The 24243-nt window shown below is 47.8% G+C and carries 19 protein-coding genes and 1 pseudogene; 11 read left to right on the top strand and 9 right to left on the bottom strand.

All coding sequences use genetic code 11. The features are described from left to right. Positions 1 to 287: 287 nt before the first annotated feature. Positions 288 to 1928: a methyl-accepting chemotaxis protein gene (locus tag HGP28_RS13870; protein WP_168837073.1), complete on the top strand. Its 1641-nt coding sequence runs from the start codon at positions 288 to 290 to the stop codon at positions 1926 to 1928. Here HGP28_RS13870 and zntR read toward each other — a convergent pair. After that, positions 1925 to 2323, bottom strand: a complete 399-nt coding sequence (zntR, locus tag HGP28_RS13865; RefSeq protein WP_168837072.1) for a Zn(2+)-responsive transcriptional regulator — start codon at positions 2321 to 2323, stop codon at positions 1925 to 1927. The genes HGP28_RS13870 and zntR overlap by 4 nt on opposite strands. A 446-nt stretch (positions 2324 to 2769) precedes the next feature. Between zntR and purH the strand changes: the two genes are divergently transcribed. Both purH and purD read left to right on the top strand, forming a co-directional pair. Beyond that, positions 2770 to 4362, top strand: coding sequence for a bifunctional phosphoribosylaminoimidazolecarboxamide formyltransferase/IMP cyclohydrolase (gene purH / locus HGP28_RS13860; RefSeq protein ID WP_168837071.1), 1593 nt, complete (start codon positions 2770 to 2772; stop codon positions 4360 to 4362). 289 nt (positions 4363 to 4651) lie between these two features. Further along, a complete protein-coding gene (gene purD / locus HGP28_RS13855) occupies positions 4652 to 5944 on the top strand; it encodes a phosphoribosylamine--glycine ligase (protein WP_168837070.1) in 1293 nt (430 codons plus the stop codon). Between the two features lie 54 nt (positions 5945 to 5998). Here the strand turns inward: purD and HGP28_RS13850 are convergent, their stop codons facing one another. Together HGP28_RS13850 and hupA are read right to left on the bottom strand one after the other, a co-directional pair. Continuing rightward, positions 5999 to 6694 carry a DUF1481 domain-containing protein gene (locus tag HGP28_RS13850; RefSeq protein WP_168837069.1) on the bottom strand — a complete coding sequence of 232 codons (696 nt, stop codon included), beginning with the start codon at positions 6692 to 6694 and terminating at the stop codon, positions 5999 to 6001. Between the two features lie 43 nt (positions 6695 to 6737). Next, positions 6738 to 7010 (bottom strand): nucleoid-associated protein HU-alpha, encoded by a 273-nt coding sequence (gene hupA / locus HGP28_RS13845; protein WP_168837068.1) that lies wholly within the window; start codon positions 7008 to 7010, stop codon positions 6738 to 6740. 257 nt (positions 7011 to 7267) lie between these two features. On the opposite strand from hupA, the gene HGP28_RS13840 reads away from it, so the two are divergent. Continuing rightward, positions 7268 to 8461, top strand: coding sequence for a hemolysin family protein (locus HGP28_RS13840; RefSeq protein WP_168837067.1), 1194 nt, complete (start codon positions 7268 to 7270; stop codon positions 8459 to 8461). An 85-nt stretch (positions 8462 to 8546) separates the two neighbouring features. Here the strand turns inward: HGP28_RS13840 and HGP28_RS13835 are convergent, their stop codons facing one another. Then, positions 8547 to 9134 carry a YjaG family protein gene (locus tag HGP28_RS13835; RefSeq protein WP_168837066.1) on the bottom strand — a complete coding sequence of 196 codons (588 nt, stop codon included), beginning with the start codon at positions 9132 to 9134 and terminating at the stop codon, positions 8547 to 8549. A gap of 66 nt (positions 9135 to 9200) precedes the next feature. On the opposite strand from HGP28_RS13835, the gene HGP28_RS13830 reads away from it, so the two are divergent. Beyond that, the gene (locus tag HGP28_RS13830) at positions 9201 to 10127 is read left to right on the top strand and encodes a D-2-hydroxyacid dehydrogenase (protein WP_168837065.1); all 927 of its coding nucleotides are present in this window, start codon (positions 9201 to 9203) and stop codon (positions 10125 to 10127) included. 236 nt (positions 10128 to 10363) lie between these two features. On the opposite strand, the gene pyrE is transcribed toward HGP28_RS13830, so the two are convergent. After that, on the bottom strand, positions 10364 to 11005 hold the full coding sequence (gene pyrE / locus HGP28_RS13825; protein WP_168837064.1) for an orotate phosphoribosyltransferase: 642 nt from the start codon (positions 11003 to 11005) through the stop codon (positions 10364 to 10366). 165 nt (positions 11006 to 11170) lie between these two features. Next, entirely contained in the window at positions 11171 to 11887 is a 717-nt protein-coding gene (gene rph, locus HGP28_RS13820; protein WP_168837063.1) for a ribonuclease PH, read from the bottom strand. Between the two features lie 417 nt (positions 11888 to 12304). Here rph and HGP28_RS13815 point away from each other — a divergent pair, with 417 nt between their 5' ends. From HGP28_RS13815 to HGP28_RS13800, 4 genes and pseudogenes are all read left to right on the top strand, one after another. After that, positions 12305 to 13171, top strand: coding sequence for a YicC/YloC family endoribonuclease (locus tag HGP28_RS13815; protein WP_168837062.1), 867 nt, complete (start codon positions 12305 to 12307; stop codon positions 13169 to 13171). A gap of 316 nt (positions 13172 to 13487) precedes the next feature. Then, positions 13488 to 14501 carry an HNH endonuclease domain-containing protein gene (locus HGP28_RS13810; protein ID WP_168837061.1) on the top strand — a complete coding sequence of 338 codons (1014 nt, stop codon included), beginning with the start codon at positions 13488 to 13490 and terminating at the stop codon, positions 14499 to 14501. Continuing rightward, positions 14501 to 15088, top strand: coding sequence for a class I SAM-dependent methyltransferase (locus HGP28_RS13805; protein ID WP_168837060.1), 588 nt, complete (start codon positions 14501 to 14503; stop codon positions 15086 to 15088). Before HGP28_RS13810 ends, HGP28_RS13805 begins: the two co-directional genes overlap by 1 nt. Positions 15089 to 15120: 32 nt before the next feature. Then, positions 15121 to 15588: pseudogene (locus HGP28_RS13800) on the top strand (IS5 family transposase); the annotation flags it as partial. A gap of 123 nt (positions 15589 to 15711) precedes the next feature. On the opposite strand, the gene HGP28_RS13795 reads toward HGP28_RS13800, so the two are convergent. After that, positions 15712 to 16497, bottom strand: a complete 786-nt coding sequence (locus HGP28_RS13795) for a DUF726 domain-containing protein (RefSeq protein ID WP_168837058.1) — start codon at positions 16495 to 16497, stop codon at positions 15712 to 15714. Positions 16498 to 17120: 623 nt separating this feature from the next. On the opposite strand from HGP28_RS13795, the gene HGP28_RS13790 reads away from it, so the two are divergent. Together HGP28_RS13790 and HGP28_RS13785 are read left to right on the top strand one after the other, a co-directional pair. After that, positions 17121 to 18263, top strand: coding sequence for a flagellin (locus tag HGP28_RS13790; protein ID WP_168837057.1), 1143 nt, complete (start codon positions 17121 to 17123; stop codon positions 18261 to 18263). A 355-nt stretch (positions 18264 to 18618) separates the two neighbouring features. After that, positions 18619 to 22164 (top strand): hypothetical protein, encoded by a 3546-nt coding sequence (locus HGP28_RS13785; protein WP_168837038.1) that lies wholly within the window; start codon positions 18619 to 18621, stop codon positions 22162 to 22164. Positions 22165 to 22460: 296 nt separating this feature from the next. Here the strand turns inward: HGP28_RS13785 and HGP28_RS13780 are convergent, their stop codons facing one another. Then, positions 22461 to 23354, bottom strand: coding sequence for an ABC transporter ATP-binding protein (locus tag HGP28_RS13780; protein ID WP_168837056.1), 894 nt, complete (start codon positions 23352 to 23354; stop codon positions 22461 to 22463). Then, a complete protein-coding gene (locus tag HGP28_RS13775) occupies positions 23351 to 24241 on the bottom strand; it encodes an ABC transporter ATP-binding protein (RefSeq protein WP_168837055.1) in 891 nt (296 codons plus the stop codon). The genes HGP28_RS13780 and HGP28_RS13775 overlap by 4 nt, the downstream gene beginning before the upstream one ends. Positions 24242 to 24243: the final 2 nt, after the last annotated feature.

The raw sequence follows: 24243 nt of genomic DNA, 5'->3' as shown, positions 1-24243 counted from the left end.
CTGCCGCCAATTCGCCCAACGAAACAGCAGAGAGAGCAGACAAAAACGATACTATCGACTAAAGCGCTCGTTGAGCATCACCGATTGTCATGCAAACAAAACCGCATGACACACCACTGTGTTAGCGCGATCTCACTCGTCTAAGGTCTTATATACCAAATGGAAGACGCTTTGCTAGATTGAACAGATAAACAAAAAAACACTCAACGTTGTCGCAAATAAATCGGTTGTCCGCTGGTGACATTGAGTCGAATGAGAATCGTGTTCAACGACAGGGAGTGCTTGGTATGTCTATATTTCGCTTACGCCAGTTTAAAATAAAACACCGTCTTTTATTGCTTTCGAGCTTATCGTGCCTGCTGCTGATTGCCCCATTGCTGATGCTGTTGCAAAGCTACCAAAACGACTTAATGCTTGCTAAGCAGGTAAAAACCCAACATTTGGTACAAGTCGCCACTGGGATCATGCGCCATTATCACCAACTTGAATTGGTCGGAGAATTGAGCCGAGAGACGGCGCAACATCTCAGCAAGCAAGCGATAGCGTCGCTGCGTTATGGCGCTGATGATTACTTTTGGATTAATGACATGCAACCTAAAATGGTGATGCATCCGTTTAAGCCGGAGCTCAACGGCAACGATCTGAGTAATAGCCGAGATCCCAATGGTAAAGCGCTGTTTCTTGAAATGGTTCAAGTGGCAAGACAACAAGGTGAAGGCGTGGTGCACTATCAATGGCCCAAACCCGGAGCCTCACAACCTGTCGATAAAGTCTCTTACATCAAACAATTTGCCCCTTGGGGTTGGATTGTTGGCTCGGGTGTTTACATCGATGATGTGAATGCGCTGATATGGCAACAAGTCCAAACCGCATTGGCCATTTTGGTTGTCGCCCTTGTGGCTATGATTGCGCTTGCGCTCATCATTGGGCAAAGCATTACCAAACCTTGCCAAGAAACCGAGCGCGCCCTCGCTGACATTGCTCAAGGTGAAGGCGATCTCACCCGCCAATTACCGATTTCTGGGAACGATGAACTGACCCACATAGCTCAAGCATTCAATCTGTTTACCGAAAAAATTCGTCACATCGTACACCAAATCCAACCGATCACTCACCAAGTGACCCATGCAGCAAACGAGCTCAATCAAGTCGCCGAACATGCTTCTTCACAAGCTCATCAACAGCATGACTCGGTGAATGCGCTGGTCGCCGCAATGGAGCAGTTACACAGCAACAATCAAGCGGTAGCCGAAGCGGCCGATCTCGCTAAGCAAAGTGCTGAGCAAGCCAGTCTGCTCGGCTCAGAGAGCGCCAGTGTTATCGAAAATGCGTCACATCACATGGTCAATCTCTCAAGCACCGTCAGTGAAACCCAACAAAATGTACATGCTTTAGCACAAGATAGTCAGAAAGTGGGGTCAGTATTAGAAGTGATCCGTGGCGTGGCAGAGCAGACCAATTTACTAGCGCTCAATGCCGCCATTGAAGCGGCGCGCGCCGGAGACCAAGGCCGCGGATTCGCTGTGGTCGCCGATGAAGTTCGCACCCTCGCTACGCGCACCAGTGCCAGCACCGATGAAATCGAACAAATCATTGTCAGCTTGCAGCAGCGCGCCAGCAGTGTTCAGACCTCAATGAGTCAAACACAAACTCAAGCCGATGCCACTCAAGCTCAAGCGCAACAAGCGCAGCAATCGCTGAGCCATATTGCGCAGCAAATTGACACGATTCTAGAGCACAATCAGCACATTGCTCATGCCAGTAACGAACAAGCCAGCGCGACACATGCCATTCGTCACAGCTTAAGTACCCTTGCCACCGCCAGTGATGCCAGCACCGCCCAGGCCAATCAAATCAACAGCGCAAGCCAAGCGCTAAAACAGAGCGGCCAACAACTCACCACTCAAGTGGAGGTCTTTAAAGTTTAATCGTCCAACGCCGCCAAAATAGAACAGTGACTGGCACTATGCTCATGACCACAACACGCGTCATTAATTTTGCGTAGTGCCTGTTGAATTCGAGTTAACTCATGGATTTTCTGTTCGATTAGGCTCAATTTCGCCGATGTGATCGCTTTTACTTCGGCGCAACTGTGCGCGTTTGGCTCCAATTTAATGTCCAAAAGTTCGCGAATTTCTTCCAGTGTCAGTCCCAGCGCTTTGGCTTTTAAAATAAAGTGCACTTGAGCTTCGTGCGTTGCATCATACAAGCGATAGCCCGAGGCGCTGCGTTGACTTGGCGTAAGCAATCGCTCTTTTTCGTAATAACGCAATGCTTCTGCCGAGAGACCGCAGCGTTTTGCCAATTCCCCAATTCGATACATCTCATTTCCTCGTTTCTCTATTCCCAAACAACTTGAAGATGCAGGTAGGCGGCAAACGAGCAAATCCTCGCAGCCAAATCCTCGAAGCATAGACACACTATGTGATGAGGTTTTTAGAGCCAGCCAACACCGCTGCGACACCAAGTGGCAGGGGGATAAGTCACCATCCACTTAAACAGATATTTAACCACTTGGTGGCGTTATCGTGCTATTAGCGCTGTTTTCCCAATTAATTTCGTTATGCCAAACGATTGCGCGAGCTTTTTTGTAATAAATTGGTTAGAATACGCGCCATCAAATTTTGTGAACAATTTCACTCTCTATCATAAGCGTGAAACGATTCTCTCTAAAGATCTTTACCAAAGTTGGCCAAGCTATCACAACACATGGGTCCATGTTCGGCTTTGGCAAATGTCTTTAACCATGAATTTGAGGAAGATGGCAGAATGAACAACGCTCGCCCTATTCGCCGCGCGCTGATCAGCGTATCAGACAAAACTGGAATTGTTGAGTTTGCCACCGCTCTGGCTGAGCGTGGGGTTGAACTTCTATCAACAGGCGGCACCGCTCGCCTTCTTGCAGAGCAAAATCTCAAGGTCACCGAAGTCTCCGATTACACCGGGTTTCCTGAAATGATGGACGGTCGTGTCAAAACGCTGCACCCGAAAGTACACGGTGGCGTGCTCGGTCGTCGCGGCCAAGACGATGCTATCATGGCCAAACACGACATTCTTCCTATCGATATGGTGGTTGTGAACCTTTACCCATTTGCGCAAACTGTGGCAAAAGAAGGCTGTACTCTTGCAGATGCGGTAGAAAATATCGATATCGGTGGCCCGACAATGGTTCGCTCTGCCGCAAAAAACCACAAAGATGTGGCGATTGTGGTAAACGCTGGCGATTACCAGCGCGTGATTGCCGAAATGGACGCGAATGATGCTTCGCTGACTTTAGCGACTCGCTTTGATCTTGCCATTGCCGCATTTGAACACACCGCCGCATACGATGGCATGATCGCAAACTACTTTGGCACCATGGTCACCTCCTATGGCGAGAACAAAGAAGGTGACGAAGAATCGAAATTCCCGCGCACGTTCAATCAGCAATTCATTAAAAAGCAAGACATGCGCTATGGTGAAAATAGCCACCAAGCGGCCGCATTTTATGTCGAAGCCAACCCACAAGAAGCCTCGGTAGCGACAGCGCGCCAAATTCAAGGCAAAGCACTCTCTTACAATAACATCGCCGATACCGATGCTGCGCTAGAATGCGTGAAAGAGTTCCTCGAGCCAGCGTGTGTGATTGTTAAACACGCCAACCCATGTGGCGTGGCACTGGGTGAAGATCTGCTGCAAGCCTACAACCGCGCCTATCAAACAGACCCGACCTCCGCATTTGGCGGCATTATTGCGTTTAACCGCGAGCTCGATGCCGCTACCGCCAGCGCGATTGTTGAACGCCAGTTTGTCGAAGTGATCATCGCCCCAAGCGTCAGCGCCGAAGCGATGGACATTGTGGCAGCGAAGAAAAACGTGCGTCTTCTTGAATGCGGCGAATGGCAGCAAAAAACCGACCAATTTGACATGAAACGCGTTAACGGCGGCCTGCTGGTACAAGACCGCGACCAAGGCATGGTGTCACTTGGCGATCTCAAAGTTGTCTCAAAGCGCCAACCCACCGATGAAGAGCTTAAAGACGCGCTGTTCTGCTGGAAAGTGGCTAAATACGTCAAATCGAACGCCATTGTTTACGCCAAAGGCGACATGACAGTGGGTGTGGGCGCAGGGCAAATGAGCCGCGTCTACTCGGCAAAAATTGCAGGTATCAAAGCGGCAGACGAAGGTCTGCAAGTGGAAGGCTGCGTCATGGCATCGGATGCGTTTTTCCCATTCCGCGACGGTATTGACGCGGCAGCAGACGCGGGGATCAAATGCGTGATCCAGCCAGGTGGCTCGATGCGTGATGACGAAGTGATTGCCGCTGCCGATGAACATGGTATGGCGATGATCTTTACGGGTATGCGTCACTTCCGTCACTAATTTCCTCTTCGTATTTGGCACTGTGGCGTCGTTAGCGGCTTTTGCCCCACCCCGGTCACATAGCAGACTATGCTCCCGGGGATGGGCTCAATTGCTGCCTAGCCACATCACCAACTACTTTGAGTAAGACTTATAATTTTTTTGTTTTTTTAAATATTCCGATATTTGAAAATGCATAGAGCGAGTCAGTGGCTTTAAGTTCAAGGAAAAAGCGCGCAGTTTATAAACATAAATGAGCACTTTTGACGCAGAAATTAAGATACTGATGACGCTATAAGGATTTTAAAACATGAAGGTATTGATTATTGGTGCAGGCGGTCGCGAACACGCACTTGGTTGGAAAGCGGCGCAAAACCCTAACGTCGAGAAGATTTTTATCGCGCCCGGTAATGCGGGAACGGCGCTTGAGCCAAAACTTGAGAACGTCAATATCGCGGTAGAAGACATTGCGGGTTTGGTCGCATTTGCGCAAGAAAACGCCATTGAACTGACCATTGTTGGCCCAGAAGCGCCGCTAGTCCTAGGAGTGGTTGACGCGTTCCGCGAGGCCGGATTAGCGATTTTTGGCCCTACAGCGGCAGCGGCGCAGCTGGAAGGCTCTAAAGCGTTTACCAAAGACTTTTTGGCTCGTCACCAGATCCCAACTGGCGCTTACGCTAACTTCACCGAAATCGAGCCTGCGCTGGCTTACGTGCGTCAGCAAGGCGCACCGATTGTAGTCAAAGCCGACGGCCTTGCAGCCGGTAAAGGTGTGATTGTCGCCATGACGCTGACAGAAGCGGAAGACGCTATCAAAGACATGCTGGCAGGCAACGCCTTTGGTGAAGCAGGTAGCCGCGTGGTGATTGAAGAGTTCCTTGATGGCGAAGAAGCCAGCTTCATCGTGATGGTTGATGGCGAGAATGTACTGCCAATGGCCACCAGCCAAGATCACAAACGTGTGGGTGACCAAGACACAGGTCCAAACACTGGCGGCATGGGCGCGTACTCGCCAGCGCCCGTTGTGACACCTGAAATCCATAATCGCATCATGGAAGAGGTGATCTACCCAACCGTGCGCGGTATGGCGGCTGAAGGCAACCCTTATACAGGTTTCCTATACGCTGGCCTGATGATCGATCAAGACGGCACGCCAAAAGTGATCGAATACAACTGCCGTTTTGGCGATCCAGAAACCCAGCCAATCATGATGCGCATGCAATCGGATTTGGTTGAACTCTGTTTTGCTGCCATCGAGCAAAAGCTTGATAGCGTTGAGTCACAGTGGGATCCCCGTGCCGCGATTGGCATTGTGCTGGCAGCAGGCGGTTACCCTGGTGACTACAACAAAGGCGATGTGATTTCAGGTTTGCCTCAAGTTGAAACCGAAGGCGAAAAAGTGTTCCACGCAGGAACCGAAAATCGTGACGGTGATATCGTGACCAACGGTGGCCGCGTTCTGTGTGCCACGGCGCTAGGCAACAGTGTGTTAGAAGCGCAGCAGCGCGCTTACGCATTGGCGAAAGGTATCGACTGGAATGGCGCGTTTTATCGCTCAGACATCGGCTATCGCGCGATTGCTCGTGAGCAACAAGCCGATTAGTTTGAGGCTTCTTCTTAATCAAAAGGCGCGTCATGCGCCTTTTTTATGCCAATATTAATCGTCTAGTAATTGCGGCCTTTCAATGCAATCAACATCACCTTCGGCCAATTGTAATAAGGTGCGTATTGCGAGTCGGTCTGCTGCCGCGGAGCCAACAAAGGCGACATAACTGTCAACACTCGCTAGACGCGTAATCACGAAACTCGGCAAGGTTTGATTGAACTCCAAGCCGTTATAATCGCGCCCATCGCAGGTTTCAAAGGTCTCTCCATCCCAATAACCTTGCACCAAACTCTGACCCTCTCGAGCTTGCGCTTTTGTCGCACTGACGATGGTTTGAGCTTCGGCTTGATAGCGCTCGAGCTGCTGAGGTTGCAACGGCAAAATTTTATTGCCCAGACGATATGACTGATACACCGCCTCGCCCGCAGGATTAAAACGAACGTGAATGCGATAACGCTGGATCTCTTGCGCGGGAAGATGCTGTTCGCCTTCGCGAACCAGTTCTCGTAACTGCCCCTGACGCCATCGATATTCACTTTGATACCAGCCATAATCACCTGCGGTGACATAGTCGGCCGCACTTGCTGGCATGTTCAGTTGTTCGGTTAACCAATAAAAGCTGGTCGCATCCCCTGCAGCGTAGCCAGCAGAGTAGTGCGTAAATTGAGTCAAAGTGGGACTAGGAGAAGAGGAGCAAGCGCTCAATACCAGAGTGGCAGTACAAAGAATAAAACGACGAAATGGCATGATAGAATGCACCGAGGAACAAATGACCTCGGCGCAGTGTAACTTAGTTCACTGAATCTTTCAGTGCTTTACCCGCCACAAATGCAGGAACGTTCGCTGCTGCGATTTGAATTTCCGCACCAGTTTTTGGATTACGACCAGTGCGAGCTGCACGGTGGTTTACTTTGAACGTACCAAAACCAATTAGTTGAACCTGATCACCTGATTTCAAAGTGTCAGTTACGCCTTCAAGCGTTGCTTCTAGAGCCGCTTTTGCTTGAGCTTTAGAAAGATCCGCTTTCTCTGCGATGAAGTCGATTAATTGGGTCTTGTTCATTAGGTTTCCCTTCTTGATAGGTTATCGAATTGAGACCACTCTAAAGCATAAATGCCCCATCTGGCAAAGGTTTGTCGCGTGTGAACGGTTTTGATGACGCACTTTTCGCCACAATATGAGTAATAACTCACAATTTGTTACCGATTACTCGTCATTAAGACTTGTATTCATTTCGTATTAGACCAATTTATAGCAGGCCTGAGCGGTGTTATCATGCGCCGTCAGACGACGTCTTATTTCATAAATCAAGGGCTATTATGCTACTGCTCGCTATTTACATCACCATCGCGATTGGTGTTTCTTTCATCTGTTCCGTGCTCGAGGCTGTGTTACTCAGCATCAGCCCCGCTTATATTGCTCAACTGAAACAGCAAGGCCATCCTGCGGCAGAGGCGCTGGGGAAACTGAAAGCCGACATCGACCGCCCATTGGCATCGATTTTGACCCTCAATACCATTGCCCACACCATAGGCGCGGCCACCGCAGGTGCGCAAGCGGCGGTCGTGTTTGGCAGCGAGTGGCTTGGCGTGTTCTCTGCGGTACTCACTTTGGCCATTTTGGTGCTCTCTGAAATCGTACCTAAAACCATTGGAGCCACTTATTGGCGTCAACTCGCCCCCTTTTCAGCCGTAGCATTGCGCTGGATGGTTTGGGCTCTGACTCCTTTTGTTTGGTTTTCCGAGCAGATCACCAAGCGTCTCGCGCGCAATCACGAACAGCCTAAAATGCGCGATGAGCTTTCAGCAATGGCCATTTTGGCTCGTGAAAGTGGTGAGTTTGCCGAAGGTGAGTCAAAAATTCTGAGTAACCTTCTTGGTATTCAAAACGTGCCTGTGACTCAAGTCATGACGCCGCGCCCAGTGGTGTTTCGCGTCGACGCGACCATGACGATTCGCGAATTTCTTGAGCAGCATAACGACACGCCGTTTTCACGTCCGCTGGTCTACGCAGAGCAAAAAGATAACATCATTGGCTTTGTGCACCGTCTTGAGCTGTTCAAACTGATGCAAGCGGGCAGTGGCGATAAACAGCTTGGTGCGGTTATGCGCCCAATCCACGTCATGCTCAACAATTTGCCTCTGCCAAAAGCGTTTGAACAGATGATGGCGCACCGCTTGCAATTGGCGATGGTGGTCGACGAATACGGTGATGTTCAGGGGATTGTTACCCTAGAAGATATCTTTGAACACTTGACGGGCGAAGAGATCATCGACGAAGCCGATAAGAGCACTGACATGCAAGAGCTGGCGTTTGAACGTTGGGAGAAGTGGAAAAAGACCCACGGCATGATTGAAAGCCGCGATGACGATGAGGAAGAAGAAGGCCCATACACCGTCGCGCATATCGATACTGACCAGAGCGTTGATGGTTCCGCTGAAACCGGCAAAGACACAAACGCTAGCGATGATTCACAAGCTGATAAGCCGAATTCTACTGAGCCGAAAGCCTAATCGTTAAAGCTCTATATGAATGTCATAGTGATAACAAAAGGGATGCCTAGTGCATCCCTTTTTCAATATCGATTTAAAAAAGCGATTAAAGCTCAATACCAATATTGCTGATAAGCTCATCGCGCAGCTCAGCACGCAGGTCTTTGATAAGCTCTATATCGCGCTCTGTTGCTTCACGCAGCGGTCGAAAAATAGCCCACTGCACATCCCACTCTTCGCACACCGCTTCATTGGCCTTTTGATTCTCATTAGTGATAGGCTCAGCGCCCTGCGCTTCTTCCAAGTCGGCGACGGTTTTGACCGATTGTTGGCTCACCTTAATTACAGAGTCAAACAGATAGTCACGGTCAAGCAGGCCATGCAGCATAGTCGATAACGCCTGACACGCATCCATAGCAGGGTAAACCAAGTAGATATCGTATTCATCAGCGCTAGGAAACAGCGCTTCGAGTTTCTCAAGCTGACGTTCAAAGTTCACTTTGGCGGTTTTTACCGTCAAAATTTCCCACACGCTGTCCAAAATATCGCGATAGACGCGGGGTTCGGCAAATTCCGTGTTGTCACAAAACATGGCATAGTTAGGGTACATGCGTTCACACAAGCACGCCATGAAGGTAATGTGTTGCCAAGGTTCCAGTTTTTCGAGACGGACCTGCAGTGGATTGTTAAGCATAAGCACTCGATGATTGCGTTAAAAAACAGCGGAAGTGTACTTGATTCGTCACAGGGAAAAAAGCCAATGCCACACTCGACTCACAAGATTTTCATCGCCACAGACAGCAATTCGCTGTATCGCGACTTATTTCATGCCAGTGCATTACCGGGGCTTGAAGAAACTCAGCTCGCCAGTGAGGCCAACATTATTCTGGCCGATCCACCACGCATTGCGCCGCATTTGCATCAATTTTCCGCACTAGCCTGGTTGCAATCTACCTACGCTGGGGTCAATGCGCTACTGCAGCCCAATGCTCGTCAAGATTATCTGCTGACCAATGTGCGTGATATCTTTGGCCCTTTAATTGCGGAATACGTGCTCGGTTACGCCATTGCCCACTACCGCCATTTGCCCCAGTACGCAGAGCAGCAACGCCGAGGAGCTTGGCTCCCAATGCCGTATCGCTCGTTACAAGGCGAAACACTGTTAATCTTAGGAACGGGCAATATTGCTGTCCAACTCGCCCATGTTGCCAATGCGTTTGGCCTGCGTGTACTTGGGGTAAATCGCACCGGCGCTATGGCGCAGCCGCACCCCTTTGCCGAGGTCTTTTCTCTCAGCGAATTGCCACAGGCGATTGGCCAGTGTCAGTTGCTGGTCAATACACTACCAAGCACGCCCCAAACTCAAAATGTGCTCAACCGTGAGACACTGAAACACGCACAAAATATTTTGCTATTTAATGTCGGGCGTGGTGACGCGCTAAACGACGATGATCTTTTAGCTGCCATTGCAGCTCACTCTGTCCAACACGCCTACCTTGATGTCTTTCATTATGAGCCACTTGAAACGCAGCATCCATTTTGGAGTTCACCTAGCGTGACATTAACGCCGCACATTGCTGCCATCAGCTCACCAGAGCAAGTGTGGCAGCAGTTTTGCGACAATTACCAACGCTTTTGTCTTGGCGCGCCGCTCAAACACCTTATTGACTTTGCGCGAGGCTATTAGGTAACACGAACTATACCCAAACAACTTGAAGTTGCAGGTAGGCGGCAAGCGAGCAAAGCCTCTGAGCATAGACGAGCTATGTGATGAGGTTTGTGAGAGCCAGCCAACAACGCTGCAACTTCAAGTGGAAAGGGTATAAACCCAATAAAAAAACCGCTGAATCTCGTGACTCAGCGGTTAGGCTGTTAACTCGCTATCGCTTAAGACTAAGCGATGGCTTTTAAGCAAAAGGACAATTAAATTCCGTACTCGGCGCGGTACGCTTTAACCGCAGCAAGGTGCTCTGCGCTGTCGCCACGCTCTTCCAAAAAGGCAATCAAATCGCCCAGACTGACAATCGAAATCACCGCACAGCCGAAATCGCGTTCCACTTCTTGAATCGCCGATAGCTCGCCTTTGCCTTTTTCCTGACGGTCAATGGCCACCAGCACACCCGCTAAATCTGCGCCATTGGCTTGAATAATTTCCATCGATTCACGAATTGCGGTGCCAGCGGTGATCACATCGTCCACCAGCATGATGCGCCCTTCCAACGCGCTTCCAACAAGGTTGCCACCTTCGCCATGATCTTTGGCTTCTTTACGGTTAAAGCAGTAAGGGGTATCAATCTCATGATGATCAGCCAGTGCGACTGCGGTGGTGGTTGCGATTGGGATCCCTTTGTAAGCGGGGCCAAATAACACATCAAACGCGATACCAGAGTCGGCCAGCGCCGCCGCATAGAAACGCCCCAGACGCGCCAAATCGCGGCCAGTATTAAACAGACCAGCATTAAAGAAATACGGACTCTTACGGCCAGATTTCAAAGTAAACTCACCAAACTTCAATACCTGCTTTTCTAAGGCAAACTCAATAAACTCACGCTGGTACGCTTTCATCTTCTCTCTCTTCTTTTATGATACTAAACACCAAAACACCGCACGTTGGCTCGCACTCGCAGCGTTTCGCTGTATAGGTGGCACCTGTTATGACGCGGCGCATCCACCCGTCAAATTTCATCAGGCAAAAAAATAGCCCCTACATCGTAGGAGCTATTCAAAAAATTAATTTTCTAGCGACGCCTTCTGCGCCGCGACAATCTCGTTAATACCGGTTTTCGCGCAATCCAACAACGCCATCAGTTGCTCGTGAGTGAAAGGCTCACCCTCAGCCGTGCCTTGGATTTCGATCATGCGGCCATCTTCGGTCATCACCACATTCATATCGGTATCGGCGTTAGAATCTTCAACGTATTCCAAATCACACAAGATTTCATCGCCCAAAACGCCGACAGAAACCGCCGCAACATGGCCTTTCATCGGGTTCTTTTTCAACTTACCGTTGTCGATTAAGTATTGGAATGCATCCGCCAATGCCACGCTAGCACCACTAATCGATGCGGTACGCGTACCACCGTCGGCTTGAATCACATCGCAATCCACGGTGATCATAAATTCACCCATGGCTTGCAAATCCACCACAGCACGTAAGCTACGAGCGATCAAACGTTGAATTTCCATCGTGCGACCACCTTGTTTGCCATTGGTCACCTCACGACGCGTACGCGAATGCGTTGCACGTGGCAGCATGCTGTATTCTGCCGTCACCCAGCCTTTGCCCTGTCCTTTCATCCAGCGCGGCACGCTCTCCTCGACAGTGGCGTTACAAAGCACTTTTGTATTGCCAAACTCCACCAACACTGAACCTTCAGCATAAGCAGTATAGTGACGAGTCATTTTGATTGGGCGCACTTGATCCGCAGCGCGATTGTTTGGACGCATAAATGGCTACCTTTAGCAGGGGAAACGTTTGGTTGGCGCAAGATTATATAAGAATTGTTGTTTTGGTGCCAGAGCGCTCGCTCTCTTATACCCAAACAACTTGGAGTTGCAGGTTGGCAAACAAAGCCTCTGAGCATAGACGAGCTATGTGATAAGGTTTGTGAGAGCCAGCCAACACCCCTGCAGCTTTAGGTGGAAAGGGTATATCAAAGGAAGTAGTGACATCCCTGTGATTGGGCGATATGCCTTAGATTGAATTATGCTAGTATAGCCGAACGTTTTTAGTCCGTTGCCATGTGAACCTCCCTACCCAAACAATTTGGCGGATAACTCGGTGGCAAACGAGCAAAGTCTTCGGGCATCGGCATTCACTCTTAAGCGCGCATCCTCGCCGCTTAAACATCACAGGAACATAGCATGATTTACAGCATGACCGCGTACGCGCGCAAAGAAGTCAAAGGCGACTGGGGCAGCGCCGTTTGGGAGATCCGCTCCGTTAACCAACGCTACCTTGAGACTTACTTTCGCATGCCAGAGCAATTTCGTGCGCTTGAGCCTGTTTTGCGTGAGCGTTTTCGCCAACGTTTGGCGCGCGGTAAAGTTGAATGCAGCCTACGTTTTGAGGCCAATCCAGCCGCTCGCGGTGAACTGAGCATTAATGAAGGCTTGGCGGCGCAAGTGATTAAAGCCGCAGAACAAGTCATGCACATGACAGGCGAGCTAAGCCGCATTAACCCTTTCCAAGTGATGCAGTGGCCTGGTGTAATGGAAACACCAGAGCAAGATATGGATGCGCTTAATCACGCTCTACTGAATGCGTTCGATGATACCTTGACAGATTTCATTGAAGCGCGTGGCCGTGAAGGCGATAACATGAAATCGCTGATCCAGCAGCGTCTTGATGCAATTACCGCAGAAGTGGTCAAAGTACGCGCGCGTATGCCTGAAATTCTTGAGTGGCAGCGCGAGCGCTTGCTGAGTAAATTTGCCGATGCGCAAGTGGAATTAGATCCTGCGCGCGTTGAACAAGAGTTGATTTTATTGGCGCAAAAGTCCGATGTGGCTGAAGAGCTTGACCGCCTCGACTCTCACGTCAAAGAGACCAACAATATTTTGCGTAAAGGTGGCGCGGTCGGCCGCCGTCTTGATTTCATGATGCAAGAATTCAACCGTGAATCTAACACGTTAGCATCGAAATCCATCAGCACCGACATCACCGCTTCTGGCGTTGAGCTTAAAGTGCTGATTGAGCAGATGCGTGAACAAATTCAGAACATAGAATAAGGTTTCATACCGTTCCTCACTGCTCACAACAAACACTTAAAGCCCCGTTTTATGGGGCTTTTTTTGTTTATGGCGTTCTAGTTTGTTTCCTGTAGTATCACCCTAAATGGTGACAAGGGTGGTGACTCAGGAGGCTTATTATCGTGAGTGGTTAAGGAAAAAAGATCTCATGGGCAGAGAATTTCGAAATCTCGTAAAAAAATGGGAGAAATCCCAAAGTTACACGTTTTCATAATGGGCTAGTGTTAAAAGGCAAAGTGTCATTTTTCTGTTATTTTAACCACTCTCAATCAATTGATGTTCAGATGGATAAAATATGGATTTTTATGAAGTAGAACCCACGAATGATAACTGTTGGAGAGCCGTTATCTTATTTGGCAAAAACGTAGCTTCATACAAATTTGCTCTAGCTCATTCCCTCATCGATTTGCACGCGCAATCAAATGACTTAATCACGTTAGAGCAACTTGCCATTCCATTCAGTAAGCACCTCTGTGAGCATTTAGAGCACTCACCAAAGCAGATCACATCCAAATCGAGTAAGTTCATCGAAGCTTGTATTGCTCATAACCAAGGGCAAATCGATGACGATACGCTTATTGGTACGACAGTAAAACTTGGTTTTAACAACGTGATTGATGCTTTTCACAACGTAAATGGTGGAGAGATCGTTAATCGTTTCTTTCTTGACGAGCGCAAGCAAAACAAAGGCATTCGACTAACCGATAATTTCTTTCAGCTTACTGAAAGCCCTCAGTTCCAAAACTTCAAACATGAAACCGAGGCTCGCTGGCGATTGGTTGAGCAAGGTTGGCGAATGGGTGTCGCTCGAAGCCTTATCGCAGTGGAATATGACCCTGAATTAAAAACACTCTTTACCTCAGATAAAGAAAGACGAGTAAACATTACAAGCTGTAGAGACAGCCTAAATGGCTATCAAAAGGGTCGCTGCTTCTATTGCTTCGAGGAGATTAGTATTGATAAAGGTGCGGCGAATCTAGCAGATGTGGATCACTTCCTGCCTTGGAGTGCGAAAGATAACTTTAATAACGTAAATGGCGTCTGGAATCTCGTACTGGCTTGTAAGGACTGCAATCGTGGTGAAAACGGTAAATTTGCTAAAGTACCTTCTATCGAGCTGCTACGTCGATTACACAAACGAAACGAGTATTTTATTAACAGCCATTTACCGTTACGCGAAACTCTTATTCAGCAAACAGGCAAGAGCGAACAGCAGCGTAGCTCATTTCTTCAATCGCAGTACAATGCGGCTAAACAAATGCTTATTCAAGAATGGCAACCAGAAGTACGCGGGATTATCACTTTCTAATGACTATCGAATACTACAACCAAAACGCACAAAACTTTGTTAATGGCACGCTCAATGTAGCTATGGACTCATTGTACGCCCCTTTCGTTAAATTACTGCCAAAACAAGCGCTAATTCTTGATGCAGGGTGCGGCTCTGGTCGTGACACTAAAGCATTCTTAAGCATGGGTTTCAAAGTGGAAGCGATTGATGCATCAAAAGAGATGGTCAAACATGCCACCAGCTATACTGGGATTGATGTCCAGCACAAAACCTTTCAAGAGATTAATGCTACTGAAAAATACGATGCAATCTGGGCATGCGCATCACTTTTACACGTTCCCCGCTCTGGGCTACTCGGCGTATTTACCAAACTAGCCGCATCTCTCAAGGCTGGTGGCGTGTGGTATTTATCTTTCAAGTATGGCAATACTGAGCGAGTTAAGGATGGGCGAACATTTAACGATATGGATGAAAAAGCTATCGAGCTTACCCTAAGCCATATGCCAAATCTAAAGCTGGTGGAGATGTGGACAACCGAAGATGCTCGCCCAGAGCGTGATGAGAGGTGGTTAAATATCATAGTGAAGAAGCATAAAACAGGGTAATCCTATCACCGTACTACTACAGTAAGGACACCCCTTTCAGGCTCAAAAAAACAGGATGGAACCCAACCGACAGGAGCAAGCAATGAGTAAAACGAAGCCTGCTGACAGACACTAATGGACTTCCCTTGGTCATCGTCATTACAGAAGCAAATGTGCATGACATTAAACTGGCACTTGATACCGTAGATAATTGTCAGACAGGAATAAAAAATCTACCGTTAAACCTATGTTTGGATAAAGGTTATGATTCTCAAGGCTTAAGAATCTCATTAATGGATCGACACTTCATCCCTCATGTTCGTTCTCGTGGAGAAGAAAAAATAGAGCTTGAAAACTCAGTAGAGAAAAAAGCTCGTCGTTGGGTAGTTGAACGCTCGCATAGTTGGTTAAATCGTCACAGACGAATTCTGGTGAGATGGGAAAAGAAAATAGAAAACTATGAAGCTATGTTGCACTTAGCTTGTAGCCTCATAGTTTGGAATAAAAACCTATCGGGATAGGCTCTAAGATTCCGTACTGCACGCTGGCTCGCGTTGATCTTTCAGGAATCAGGAAATTGGTATTTGGCTAAGAAAATTGTGAGCGAGCTGATGGTCGTTGACGCTTATGGAACTAGATTACTATCAGATGATATGTTGACCTATTCCTGATTTTTTATACTCCATATGACCGGATACAACGTCCGTTAAATCGACGTTATACACACACCCACTACGCTTGCACACAATAGGGTGTAAGCCTATAGGGCTGTCCGCTTTGAATGTGCCGACCGGATAGAGAGTTTTTAAGACGTAATCTCTACTGGAATGGTAATTATAGATTTTCAACTGGGGGTGTATTTGGAATAACTTTTCCCATGCATTTTCTTTTCCTACCGCTCCTCCGAAAAGCATAGCCATTCTTACCCTGTTTCTGGTTTGCAGATTTTCCAAGCAGTGGAAGATCACCCTTGCACCTAATGAATGCCCCATTAGGATAAAGTTCCCCTTCTGACTGTCGAGATAAGTGGCTAACTGTTCGCCCGCCAGTTTTGCATTTTTCATGGCTTTTCGAAATTCGTAAACGCCAGAGCCAAGCGTAACGCCCGCGTATGCCACGGTTCCTAATTTCAGGTAGGGATTGAGCGTGCTACCTACACTTAAACTCATCCTCATGATACTTTTCTTTGCAACAGAGCGGACTGCCGTTTGGGTTAATGTTCCGGAGCCTACTGTTTTAAAAAGCAGTTTACTAGCCTGGCTAGCCGGCCACTGGCAATGGAGCACTGTCTCAGACTTGTACCTTTCATTTAGTACGTTGAGCCAATCTTTAACATCGATCGTTTTCTCTGATAAAAATCCATTAATCACAATAATGGTGTACATGGCATCCGTGTCACCATGGCGCACCTTCTCAATGTTTATTGTCATAGCTCAATCTTACTACGGGGTTAAATTAATCGAATTTGGCATTCTAAGATCCATTATCGATATATCATTTAGGTGTAATGAATAAAATTTGACCCAAAATCGAGTCGAGAACATCGACGATTACAAAGTTCGAAGCTCGTAAAAGATCAACACCATATTATCATAACCAAAAATCGTTAGTGCCAACGACATCAACTTTTAAGCCACTGCTTCATTGGCACTAGCCAGCTGGTGACAAGAATCAGTTTCAAACAAAATAATAAATTTAACCTAATGTTTTAATTAAATTAAAACTCAAAAACCATTTTCAAATTCAGAATATAGAATAAGGTTTCTGCAAGAAAGACCATTCAAGCCCCGACGCTATGGGGCTTTTCTTTTAAGGCTCTCTTAACCTGATTTATTGCGCCAGCTATGATCTGGTTACAAAACCACCTCACACCAAACGGTCAGAAATCACTAAAGAGTTTCGCTTTCAAGGCGATAACCTTTTCATTATAAGGGCGCTAATTGTTACGCCCATTCGTGATCAGCTTGTTTGTCCCCCCTTTTAAATGAGATGACAGCGTGGTTAGACAGCTGCACCTTCAAGTGATTTAGGTGTATTTCATTGGAATCGTTTGATGACCGTAAATGTTCGCACTAATGTCTCCGCTCTCAATACGCAGCGACACCTTGATAAGTCAGCGACCATTCTGCACGCGTCAACAATTCAGCTCGCCTCCGGTAACAAAATCAATAGCGCAAAAGACGATGCGGCAGGGTTACAAATTGCCAACCGCCTGCACGTGCACAATCGCGGTATCGACGTCGCCGTTCGTAACGCCAATGATGGAATATCCATCGCTCAAATTGCCGAAGGGGCTCTTAGCGAAACCAGCGAAATTTTGCAGCAAATCCGCGAATTATCGCTTCAATCCGCAAACGGAGCGAACAGCGATGATGATCGAAGCGCTTTGCAAGAAGAGGTCAAAACTCTTAACGATGAGCTAAACCGTATTGCCAATAGCACTCGATTTGCGGGCAACCCACTACTCAATGGCCAATTTGCCTCCAAGTCATTTCAAATAGGCACCAATAGTGGCGAAGCCACACGACTTCACCTCAAAGATATGCGCTCGCAAAACTTATTAATGGGCGGCACCGTCAATATCCCTATTTCCAGCGGCAAAGATGAAGATTGGACCCTTGCAGCAGACAGCGTGATGGCGGTAAAACGCCATCACCCATCCGATGCCACACGTGATTTCGCTATCTCTTTTGATTTAAAAGCCGGAGACGATATTGAAGAAATCGCTACTCGAATTAACGGTCAACAGTCGATGATGACGGCCTTTGTCGATGAGCATCGGCGTCTGAATCTCTTTTTTGCTCACGACAATGAGCCTGGCAGTCGTCTCGAAGCATCAGGGGATTTTTTTACCGAGAATGGCCCATACAAATTGCAGATGAAAGGCGTCAATGACCTTGATATCTCAACCGTTGGTGGCGCGCAGCTTGGTATTGCCATGGCAGATGCAGCACTCAAATACGTTGATTCCCACCGTGCAGAATTGGGATCGTTTCAAAATCGACTCACCCACGCGATCAATAACTTGGGTCACATTGATGAAAATGTGCAGACATCAAAAAGCCAAATTCGCGATGCGGATATCGCCAAAAGTGCCGCCATGCACACCAAAGCGCAGATCATTCAGCAATCCGCCACATCGATATTTACTCAAGCCAAACAGACGCCAACCTCAGCAATCGGCTTATTGAAGTAAAGTGTAAGTTCCTTTCACGTACAATCCGTGCCACAGAAAGCGAATTACCTATTTCATAGAATTGCAAATGTATTCGATTACTTTCTCACTCACAGCAAATACCACTATTAACAATAGTGTTTTTCTAACCGCCTGATAATTAAATCAAATAACCCATCATTTAGCGTATTTATTATTACTGTCAATTTCATTCATTTCATAGATTTAACTTAATTGATTGAAATTAAACACAAAATCACAAACACCCCTCTGAATTTAACGCATCTCATTCCGTTTTCCTTAGTTTGGATGTGGTTAACATTTTCTGTTATTTGTTAACGGCTTGATGCGTTTTTTTTACAATTTAGAGGGAACTATGCGCAAATCCAACCTTTCTTTCGCCATTGGCCTTGTGATATCAGGTCTACTGGCTGGCTGTGGCGGCGGTAGCAGCGATGGCAACACACCCGCTAGTGGCAATAACAATGATGTGACCATCACCGGGCTCGATGGCTACTTCTATAACGCGCTTATGTTTATTGATAATAACAATAACCGAGCGTTAGATTTAGACACAGACACCATTGTCGGACTCACCAATAAACAAGGCCAAGCCACCGTTTCTGACGATGAAGCGGGCACTCGTGCGATTCAAACCATCGCCTCTGGCAGCGCGCTGCAACAAACCCTAATTGACGGTGGACACATTGCTGATGGTATCTACACCATAGATATGGACTCTCCCGATCAGTCCGTCGCCGATGAACTTATTTTTCTGGCGCCTGGTGGATCTGACATCGTCTCACCTATCACCGATCTCGTCGTGATTGAAATGGCGCAAGGTAAGACAGAGCAAGAAGCAAAAGATGCGGTGACGGATGCGCTCGGCCTAGAGCAAGGCGCTGATCTCTATTTTGATTTTATTGAAAATTCTGAAGAAAACGACAGTGATGCAGAATTATACATGGTTGCACGTATTATTGCTGATACCAAAGCCGATGCTAAAAAATCAGAACAACAAACTAATTATCAATCGCAAATTATCGATATCGTTAAAATTGCGGCTCAACAAGTGCAGAACACGGTTACAGCGGGTGGCGATATTCGCGACAAAACAATTTCTGCAGTAATTAAACTCGGAGATAATAACCAAACCCCTTCTATTGTCAGCAATTATCGCGTTGAAGTTAATACCAGTATCGTAGAGGCATTACAAAAGGAGCTAAATGAACTAGCGCTCAAAAACAGACAAGATATTAACACTTTCACCACTTCTCAGGACTTAACTCAGTTAGTTACCGATAAAGATATCGACGCGCCAGTCACGCTGCAATTTTATCACCCAAATCATTCATCCGATGCCGAGCAAGCCACTCGCCAAACCTTCTCAGACAGCGTGACAATAGGAGGCATTACCTTTGCTCTCACCAGCGACAATAAACTCACCCTCTCAGGCTCACAGATTGACGCAGACAGTGATATCCGCTTGCTCCTTGTCGCCACAGATCGCAACTCTGAACAACATGAAGTTAAGGATGTGTTGATCCCTTTTAACATCCCTATCAACCAAGCACCGACCATTAACCTAGCCAATCAGGATGCTATTACTGCGGCAGCAAAAGCGTGGCGCTTTACTCAAGGCGTGGCAGCAACACAAACACTTGAACTGGGCGAGCTCTTTAAAGACCAAAATGGTGATGCGCTAGTGTTGTCTGCGCAAATCACCACCACAGGTTTGAGTGTTAACGTTGACGGAACTCTTTTGCAACTCAGCGGCACACCAACCACCGTCGATCAGGTGGGAGTTCTGACAATAAGCGCCAGCGATGGCACGTTAGGCACTGACCTTGTCATTGAACTTAATGCCGTTTCCGACAGTGCGCCGCTAGATAGCGATAACGATGGTGTTATTGATGAAAACGATGCATTCCCCACTGACCCAGATGAAACCAAAGACACCGATGGCGATGGCATTGGCGATAACAGTGATGACGACATCGACGGCGATGGCGTGAAAAATGACGATGATGCTGATCCACAGGACCCCGCTGTCGGGGAGAAAACGCCATCTACCGAGCCAACGACGCCACCAGCGAGTAGCCTAATTGAGTTCCTATCTGGCGCGTCAACACTTTACAGTGTCTATATGGATGAATCCGAAGACATTGAGCAGCTGTTTCTTGAAACGCACAACACCAATGGCTCTATCACCAAGATGGTGGCGCTAGGTAGACTGACATACGCTCATCGTGATTCACCCGAGCAGATTGACATCAGCACCATCTCAGATATTCAGCTCGCCGACTCTGGCTGGGTTGAAGTCGGTGAGTCTTACACTATCGACTTTAGCGATAGCGATAATATTCTCGCTTACCCCACCAGCCATCCTGAGATTCGCTATACCGTTACTGGCGAGTTACGTGATTTAGCGGGCAAAAAAATCGCTGATGAGTCGGAAGAGTGGGAAGCGTTTAAAGACGATGACGCCACCTTCCCAGACGGCGCGCAAGGCGCTCTGCTTGAATTTGTGCCGCAAAAAGATGCGATTTATCTCTGGGATTGGAATGCCCACATGTATGGCGGCGCGTCAGACATCGCTCAATCGCTCGATGAGCTCTTTACTGGCGCATCAGTTGGCCAATCCGGTTCAGTGAATGATTTTACCGCCGTATCAATTGGCCATTACATTGCGGTTGAATTGGTAACAGATGCCAATAACAGCGCTTACTTCTACAAAGTGTATACGTCTGACGACATCAGCTCTAACGTCACGCGAGTCGGTTCAGGGACTTGGGAACGTAAGACGCAAGGCTCTGCAGAGTATGTCACCTTTACCGTGCCAGAAAGTGCACTTTCCGCGTGGGGTGAAGACTTTGGAGAGGATTCGCCGCATATTGTGCTAAGCCAATACGGTGATGATGACAATGTCCAAATTGGTGTGATTGAAACCACGCAACTCAATCGAGGTGATGACCTCAGCTTAATGATGAACGCCGTAGCCAAAAACGCGTTTATCAGCAATGCGGACATTCCAGTCTCGAAATGCGCTAGTGCCAATCAAACGGAAGGTGAGGCGACCGCGGATGACTTTAATCAAGTCATTGAAACCTGCGGCGGTGCAATGGCCATCACTCGCGATATGATTGAAGGTAAAACGCTCCACCGTGTTCGTTTTGATGACACTACGCGCGAGTATGTCTTTAACCGTGGCGGCGTGTTGAACGTGATTCGCTCTGAGAAGAATGATTTTGATTGGCGCTGGCAGTTGCATGACGGCAAAATCCTCATTAGCGAACTGGAGGAGGACGATACACCTTACAACGCCACATGGGCGATGGTGGACAGTGATGGCGAAACGGTGGCCATGGTGATTTTTGAACCTACCATCGCAGATAGCGACATTTCTGCCGATTTGTGGAGTGACACACTGGACTTTGTTGATGAGGATTCCACCGATAGCGATGTTAATGTCAAAGAGTGTTCATCAGCCAATACCGCAGAGGATCTTATTGGTGACTTTACTTTCTTCCTCAACACATTAGAAAGCTGCACCGAAACCGATGAGCGCTTTAGTGCCGACTTCTTTGATCCGAATAAAACCACCGTCATCACGCGCCACAATGGGGAAGTTTATACCCTGTTCCAAGACGAACGTGATGGCTATAACGGAGAGTATCTTGGTGAAGATGACAAAGAGGTTTTTGATATCAAATGGTCGATTAATGAAAGCTATGGCTTACTGGTGATTGACATCTTTGATAGTAATGGCGACCTCGGAGGACGTGACCAATACGCAATCACACAAGCAAATGGCGATACGCTGGCAACCCTTGGGTTCTCGCAGTTCGAGGATATTGACGGCATCGGTGACGATCGTGACGGCGATATTATTACGTCAATTATGACGCTGAGTCACCCTTAATCGAAATTGATGTATACCCAAACAACTGAGAGTTGCAGGTGGGCGACAAACGAACAAAGCCTCTGAACATAGATGAACTATGTGATGAGGTTTGTGAGGGCCTGCCAACAACGCTGCAACTTCAAGTGGAAAGAGTATATTCATTTGATTATTGATACAAAAAAGCCAAGTCATCATGACTTGGCTTTTTATTCATTTCTCGTTGACCGCTTGATACCCAAACCACTTGAAAGCGCAGGCTGGCTTTGCGAGTTGCAGTCAATAACCTCGCCACCTCAAGCTGAACTATGAGAGATTTATAACGATTCCATTTGATGGGCACTATCTTGCGCACCATGCACGTTTGATTCCGCCATCAGTGAGTGCGCCTGCTCCGCTTGGCGTTTGACTTTACGGTATTTCGGATGTGTGATGGGAATGGCAGCGAGAAGCTGCTGGGTGTATTCGTGCTGTGGGTTCGCATATAAGGCTTTCGTTGGGCCTGTTTCAACTACCTTGCCAAAATACATGACCGCGACGCGATCGGAGACGTGTTTTACCACCGATAAATCGTGGGAAATAAAAATCACCGCCAAATTCATCTCTTGTTGCAAGGTTAAGAGCAAATTCAAAATCTGCGCTTGAACCGAGACATCGAGCGCCGACACCGATTCATCGCAAATCAACAGTTTTGGTTTTAATGCGATAGCGCGCGCGATACCAATGCGTTGCCGCTGCCCACCCGAAAATTCATGTGGGTAACGCTGCGCGGCAGAAGTGGGTAGGCCCACTTTTATGAGCAACTCATCAACCCATTGCGCGCGCTCGTTGGCAGTACCAATACGGTGAATTTCAAATGGCTCAGATAAAATCATGCCGATGGTATGGCGCGGGTTTAATGATTCCATCGGATCTTGAAACACAATTTGCATCTCTTTGCGTAACTGACGCATCGCTTTACCGGATAGGCCGGTAATATCTTGTCCCTCAAAAAAAATGCGGCCTTCCGTTGGCTCATAGAGCTTTAAGATAGTGCGGCCAAGTGAGCTTTTGCCACAACCCGATTCCCCGACCAGACCCAAGGTTTCACCCGCATGAACCGAGAGAGAGACGCCATCAACCGCTTTTACCACATAGCCTTTTTTCAATAATCCTTTGCCTGACACAAAGTGCTGCTTGAGGTTCTCTATGCGTAAAATCTCATGACTCATTCGGCCTCTCCCATCAGCGTTACTTGATCGTTAGAAGCAAACATGGCCGCATCGATGGGCTTTATCTCTATCATCTGCTTCGGCTCACTCTCTAGGCTTGGCATCAACCCCAGCAATCGTTCGGTATAAGGGTGTTTGGGGTGGTCAAACAATTCAAAAATCTCGGCGTATTCCACAATACGACCGCCATACATCACCGCGACATCATCACACACCTCAGCCACAACACCGAGATCATGCGTAATGAACAGCATCGCCATACCCGTCTCTTGCTGTAGCTCGTTCATCAAAGCCAAAATCGAGGCTTGCACCGTCACATCGAGCGCGGTGGTTGGCTCGTCGCAAATCAAAATGTCAGGTTTACAGGCAAGCGCCATCGCAATCATCACTCGTTGGCGCATACCCCCTGACAAATTATGCGGGTACTCTTTGAGCCGTTTTTGCGCCTCTGGAATGCGCACTTTTTGCAACATTTCCAGCGCAACCGCTAAGCGTTGTCGGCGATTGAGCTCTGGGCGATGCAGCTCAAGCACTTCACAGATCTGCCGCTCTATCGTCTGCACTGGATTGAGCGCCGTCATAGGATCTTGAAAAATGATCGCAATTCGATTGCCGCGCATGGCGTACATTTCCAAAGGCGGTAATCGCAGCAAATCAGTGCCGCGATACTCAATAATGCCAGCGGTGACTTGCCCATACGGCTTGGGAAGTAAACCCATAATCGACATCGCAGTGACACTTTTGCCACATCCTGACTCGCCGACCAGACCAAGCGTTCGCCCCGCGTGCAAATCAAAATTGACCCCATGCAGTACCGCAACATCGCCATCGTCAGAGGCAAAGCTCACGCGCAAGTCGCGCACGCGTAATATGCAATCACTACTCATAC

Source organism: Vibrio agarilyticus, assembly GCF_012641465.1.
Classification (GTDB): Bacteria; Pseudomonadota; Gammaproteobacteria; order Enterobacterales; family Vibrionaceae; genus Vibrio; species Vibrio agarilyticus.
Note: the sequence above shows the minus strand (reverse complement) of the source record. Positions and strands in the feature narration are given on the sequence as shown.

Bases quoted from the DNA above. Each gene is read 5' to 3' on its own strand.
- HGP28_RS13870 (WP_168837073.1), top strand. From the start codon at position 288: ATGTCTATATTTCGCTTACGCCAGTTTAAAATAAAACACCGTCTTTTA.
- zntR (WP_168837072.1), bottom strand. From the start codon at position 2,323: ATGTATCGAATTGGGGAATTGGCAAAACGCTGCGGTCTCTCGGCAGAA.
- purH (WP_168837071.1), top strand. From the start codon at position 2,770: ATGAACAACGCTCGCCCTATTCGCCGCGCGCTGATCAGCGTATCAGAC.
- purD (WP_168837070.1), top strand. From the start codon at position 4,652: ATGAAGGTATTGATTATTGGTGCAGGCGGTCGCGAACACGCACTTGGT.
- HGP28_RS13850 (WP_168837069.1), bottom strand. From the start codon at position 6,694: ATGCCATTTCGTCGTTTTATTCTTTGTACTGCCACTCTGGTATTGAGC.
- hupA (WP_168837068.1), bottom strand. From the start codon at position 7,010: ATGAACAAGACCCAATTAATCGACTTCATCGCAGAGAAAGCGGATCTT.
- HGP28_RS13840 (WP_168837067.1), top strand. From the start codon at position 7,268: ATGCTACTGCTCGCTATTTACATCACCATCGCGATTGGTGTTTCTTTC.
- HGP28_RS13835 (WP_168837066.1), bottom strand. From the start codon at position 9,134: ATGCTTAACAATCCACTGCAGGTCCGTCTCGAAAAACTGGAACCTTGG.
- HGP28_RS13830 (WP_168837065.1), top strand. From the start codon at position 9,201: ATGCCACACTCGACTCACAAGATTTTCATCGCCACAGACAGCAATTCG.
- pyrE (WP_168837064.1), bottom strand. From the start codon at position 11,005: ATGAAAGCGTACCAGCGTGAGTTTATTGAGTTTGCCTTAGAAAAGCAG.
- rph (WP_168837063.1), bottom strand. From the start codon at position 11,887: ATGCGTCCAAACAATCGCGCTGCGGATCAAGTGCGCCCAATCAAAATG.
- HGP28_RS13815 (WP_168837062.1), top strand. From the start codon at position 12,305: ATGATTTACAGCATGACCGCGTACGCGCGCAAAGAAGTCAAAGGCGAC.
- HGP28_RS13810 (WP_168837061.1), top strand. From the start codon at position 13,488: ATGGATTTTTATGAAGTAGAACCCACGAATGATAACTGTTGGAGAGCC.
- HGP28_RS13805 (WP_168837060.1), top strand. From the start codon at position 14,501: ATGACTATCGAATACTACAACCAAAACGCACAAAACTTTGTTAATGGC.
- HGP28_RS13795 (WP_168837058.1), bottom strand. From the start codon at position 16,497: ATGACAATAAACATTGAGAAGGTGCGCCATGGTGACACGGATGCCATG.
- HGP28_RS13790 (WP_168837057.1), top strand. From the start codon at position 17,121: ATGACCGTAAATGTTCGCACTAATGTCTCCGCTCTCAATACGCAGCGA.
- HGP28_RS13785 (WP_168837038.1), top strand. From the start codon at position 18,619: ATGCGCAAATCCAACCTTTCTTTCGCCATTGGCCTTGTGATATCAGGT.
- HGP28_RS13780 (WP_168837056.1), bottom strand. From the start codon at position 23,354: ATGAGTCATGAGATTTTACGCATAGAGAACCTCAAGCAGCACTTTGTG.
- HGP28_RS13775 (WP_168837055.1), bottom strand. From the start codon at position 24,241: ATGAGTAGTGATTGCATATTACGCGTGCGCGACTTGCGCGTGAGCTTT.